A 4879-nucleotide genomic window follows, 5' to 3' on the forward strand; every position below is an offset into this window, starting at 1 on the left:
TTGTTGTTGTTCTATTATTGTTGATGTATAAATAACATTGGCAGCTTCAAAAAAGTTTCAGGGAAATCTCTGTTTTTGAAAAAATATACTCATCATAACTGTTATACAATCCTATCGGTTTTATTATCAATCCCATATGTATTGTTGTCTCAATTTAATGTTCGTATTAAATTTTGTTAATTAATCAATTTATAATTACCTTTGTAAAAAATCAGTTTTAAATAATGAGATTCGACGAAATTCTGACAAACGATGATGTTCTTGACGGTTTGTGGGATATGCATTTTGACGAATGCACTCCTATTCAGGAACAAGCTATTCCTATTATAATGGAAGGAAATGATTTGCTGGCTTGTGCACAGACCGGCACCGGTAAGACAGCAGCATATCTGTTGCCGGTAATCAATATGCTTGCAGACGGCGGATACCCTGAAGATGCGATAAATTGCGTGGTAATGGCTCCTACAAGAGAACTCGCGCAGCAGATTGACAGACAGTTGCAAGGATTTGCCTATTTTATGCCTGTTAGCGGGATGGCGATATACGGAGGTACAGACGGGCATACATACGATCAGCAGAGAAAATCGCTGAAAATGGGAGCGGATGTTGTTATAGCAACTCCGGGCAGACTGCTGGCACACCTGAACATGGGATATGTAGACTTGTCTAAAGTCTCATTCTTCATACTTGACGAAGCTGACAGAATGCTTGATATGGGATTTTACGATGACATCATGCAGATCGTATCGAAGCTCCCGAAAGAAAGGCAGACTCTGCTATTCTCAGCAACAATGCCACCTAAGATACAACAGATGGCGAACAAAATTTTACACAACCCGGCAGAAATCAAACTTGCAGTCTCAAAACCTGCCGAAAAAATCAGGCAGTCTGCATACATATGTCATGAATCTCAGAAATTGCCTATTCTAAAAAAGATATTTGAAGAGAATCCGCCTCAGAGAGTAATTGTATTCTCATCATCAAAATTAAAGGTCAAAAATCTCGCACGGGAATTAAGAGATAAAAATATAAGGATTGCCGAGATGCATTCCGACCTTGACCAATCCAAGCGGGACGACGTTATTCTTGATTTCAAAGCCGGGAAGATTCAGGTCATAGTCGCAACCGATATTCTTGCACGAGGCATTGATATCGATGACATCGAAATGGTTGTGAATTACGATGTGCCCCGAGAGGCGGAAGATTATGTGCACCGGATCGGGAGGACTGCACGTGCTGACAGAGACGGTAGAGCGGTTACATTTGTCTCACCAGAGGAATTTTCTAAACTCAAGAGGATTGAAAGACTTCTTGAAAAGGATATTCCGAAAGAAGAGGTGCCTGACGAATTAGGTGGAGCCCCCCGTATGAGCCGCGAATCCAATATTAGAAACGGCAAGACGAGACATTTCCGGAAAGCCTCCGGACAATCACAGAACAAACGGAATAACAGAAGGCGAAACGGTTCAAAAGACAGAAACAGATCCTCAAATGAGCAGGCACAACAGACCGTTCCGGTTTAAACAGTTTGAAGTGTTTCATCACCGCAGCTCTATGAAAATTGGCGTGGATGCCGTTATACTCGGGTCCTGGGCGGATTTTCAGTACGCAACGTCCATACTTGATGCAGGTTGCGGATGCGGTGTGATTTCCCTTATGGCAGCACAGAGGAATAAAGATGCCAAGGTGTTTGCAATTGACATAGATGCAGAGTCTGTCGATGAATCCAATGCCAATTTCTCGACATCACCTTGGTGTGACCGACTGTCGGCTGAATTGTCAGATTTTACTGAATTCTGTGGTACCAAGGCAGGACATTCGGAATTTGATTATATAGTTTCAAATCCTCCATATTTCAGTTCGGGCATTGAAACGCCGGAATCCATTAGGTTGAAAGCACGTCATCAAGGAACTCTCTCACCCCATGTTATTCTTGAAAAGGGGAGAACAATACTGTCGGCTGCCGGCAGAATAGGGATGGTGGTTCCTTTTGACCAGATTGAGGAATTAAAAACCGATGCAGAAAATTACGGATTGTTTACAGTGCGTTCTCTGATAATGGCTGGAAGAACAGGGCTACCTCCCAAGCGGGTGTTTATGGAATTCAGCAAACTACCGTTACCGGAGACTGTCGAATACCTTGCCATAGAAAATACAGACGGAACATATTCAGATGAATATGTGTCTTTATGTAAAGATTTCTATCTGAAATTTTAAGCAGTTTCTAATTTGTTATTATTATAGAAACGCGCCTGATGTATGTCTCATCAGGCGCGTTTTTTATAATAAGGGTTCGCTCAGAATTTAAGTCCTGTTGAAAGCACAATACGGGAATTGTTGAATGTGAGTTTTGCAGAAGGACTCTGATAACTGCTTTTCGGATCGGGAGTGAACGCATGATACTCGGAAGTCATCTGTTTATAGACATAGGCAAGATCTATATAGAATCCCTTGTGACGGTATCCGAGACCGCAAGTGATGTAGTTTGTATCATTGTCAAATCTATAATTCGGGATAGTGCCGACAGTAAAGATTGTCATATCATTGTTTTTTGCCTTTGACTCTACCGGTGACGAAACATGACTGTAACCGGCACGGACACTGAAAGAGGGCGTTACCCTGTATTCCGCACCAATGCGGAATGTGTCGGTATGGCGATAAACATTCTTGATGTCTTCATTCTCATAAGCGTAAGGATCATTGTTGAGGGCAGCAGGTGTCACGGAATAATAATCGTAATCCCAAGGATCATCCCAGTATCCGCCACCTCCATAATAATTGTTGGCTTCGGAGAATTTCATGGTTTTATAGCCATTCCACTCATAGTCGGCAGAGATGATGAATTTGGATCCTATCACTCCGGCTACGCTCGCAATAACTTTCCATGGAGAATTGAAGTTATAATCCTGACTACCGGGATAGCCATCGTTAGTTGACGCGCTGAGATTCTGTCCATAATACTGCATGGATGTTCCTGCGGAATAAGTCTCTGTCAGATTGTACCAGGTAGGGGTATGAAAGGCAAGACCCAAACGTAGTTCCTGTATAGGTTTCACAATGACTCCCAGCTGATAATTAAAGCCTGTGCCATTCGCCCGGTACGCATTCCGCATGCGCCATCTGGAATCAGTAGGAGCGACAATATCTGTTGTCGGATTGTATACATAAGCACCCGTCAGATCCTCTCCGTATCCTGCATCAAGTCTATAATCAAAATTGATTATATCGAAGTTCATTCCCCAGTACACCACGTTAGATATATTTCCGCCGAATGCAATGTTGTACTCATCAACGCTTCCTCTCTCAGTCACATCAAAATTCGCTTTGCCTGATGTTCTATCACCGAACTGACCCATCCAGGATGGATTATTGGGATTTCCCTTGGGATTGATCAAATATGAATCATAACCCAGTATTGCAAGCCATGGAGCCTGAATGCCGCCGTCATTAGGATTATACGGGTCATAAGTGTCAGTAGTTTCGACATCAGGGACTGTAAGTTCCTGATTGTTGGCAATGCCGGCTATATAATTCGACATCGATGTCTGCAACTTATCTATCGATCCTTTGTAACGACGGTTGAAAGAGACAGCCTTGTTATATGTGAATCCAAAATTCAGATTAGGTATGACACTGCTACCTAATCTGATAGTTGCCACACCGCCGATATTGTCGAGATAAAATTTGGTCTGGTTGTCGGATGTCTTCAACCCCCTTGCATCGGAAGTGGATTTCTGAACATCAAGGTCAAGAGTGAAACCGAGTTCGTTACTGCGGTAAACGCCGATACCGTCTGGATTCTGCGACAAGGTGGAGAGGTCACCGCCAAGAGCACCGAAAGCACCGCCCATTCCCATAAAACGGGCAGTCCCTCTCAAATCTGGCTGCGAAAAACGATATGCATCTATCGCGCTTTGTGCAAAAGCACCGGTTGCAAGGCAGCCCATGGATAAAACGAAGTATAGCTTTCTCATAATTATGAGTTTTGGTTTTCTTAAAACTGTATTGTCTAAGAGTATGTTTAGTTTTAACACGAATTTAAACTAAAATGACTTTTGGAAATTCTTTAAGTCATCATAAAGTGTCTTTTTGGTGCTTTCAGACAAGTTTCGGCAGTCGCAATTCAGAGATTGCTCCTTTCTCAACTTGCTGAAATCCCTAAAAAATACATCTTTATGCTAACATAATTTAAAACTAAACATACTCTAAGAAACTGTTTAAATCCAATTCGTTAATAAACGGTTAAAATTAACAAGTTTCAGAGTCTATTTCATCAGACCACAAAGCATTTATATAAATATAACGTATTTGTTGATAAAATGATTGCAGCGACAAATGAAATTTGCCGCTGCAATCAAAAGGTTTATCTGTGGCGTCCGCGACTTCCGCCTCCACCTCCGCTACGGTGTCCGCCTCCGAATCCGCCTGATCCTCGTCCGGAATTGAAACTTCCTCCGCTATTGTAGCTGTTGCGGTTCGAGTTATAACTGTTATTATTGTAATAACTGTTACGGTTTGTATTGGTATTCGAATTGTTATAGGTTCGGCGGTTATTGGAATTCGAATTGCCCGAATTGGAATTATATGTGCGGTGACCGTTGTTGTTTACGGTATATCCTCTCCGGTTAGTCTGCCGATTTGAACTGTTTGAGTTCACACGGTAGCTTCCGTTTGAGTTCTGTGTGCCATATGACCGATGGTGGTTGTTCGAGCTGCCGCCGAAAATATTTCTGTCTGAAGCATTATTATTCCCATATTGCGGTACTCTCGATCCACCGGGACGACCAACAGGACGATGACCGATATTTCCGCCGGGACGGGTATTGGAAGCCCAGTTTGAACCAGGTCTGTTGGGAAGTCTTCCTCCGGGTCGATAATC

3 protein-coding genes and 1 pseudogene are annotated in these 4879 nt (G+C 42.7%); 2 read left to right on the plus strand and 2 right to left on the minus strand.

The annotated features are described in order from the left end of the window. The first annotated feature begins 224 nt into the window (after positions 1-224). A complete protein-coding gene (locus JX312_RS09160; RefSeq protein ID WP_204457783.1) occupies positions 225-1523 on the plus strand; it encodes a DEAD/DEAH box helicase in 1299 nt (432 codons plus the stop codon). A 31-nt stretch (positions 1524-1554) separates the two neighbouring features. After that, positions 1555-2217, plus strand: a complete 663-nt coding sequence (locus tag JX312_RS09165; protein WP_204457784.1) for a tRNA1(Val) (adenine(37)-N6)-methyltransferase — start codon at positions 1555-1557, stop codon at positions 2215-2217. Positions 2218-2297: 80 nt separating this feature from the next. Here JX312_RS09165 and JX312_RS09170 read toward each other — a convergent pair whose 3' ends face one another. Both JX312_RS09170 and JX312_RS09175 read right to left on the minus strand, forming a co-directional pair. Beyond that, positions 2298-3974, minus strand: a complete 1677-nt coding sequence (locus tag JX312_RS09170) for an OmpP1/FadL family transporter (RefSeq protein ID WP_204457785.1) — start codon at positions 3972-3974, stop codon at positions 2298-2300. A 389-nt stretch (positions 3975-4363) separates the two neighbouring features. After that, a pseudogene (locus JX312_RS09175) lies at positions 4364-4879 on the minus strand (hypothetical protein); the annotation flags it as partial.

The sequence above is a fragment of the Barnesiella sp. CU968 genome (genome assembly GCF_905219685.1).
Classification (GTDB): Bacteria; Bacteroidota; Bacteroidia; order Bacteroidales; family Muribaculaceae; genus Lepagella; species Lepagella muris_A.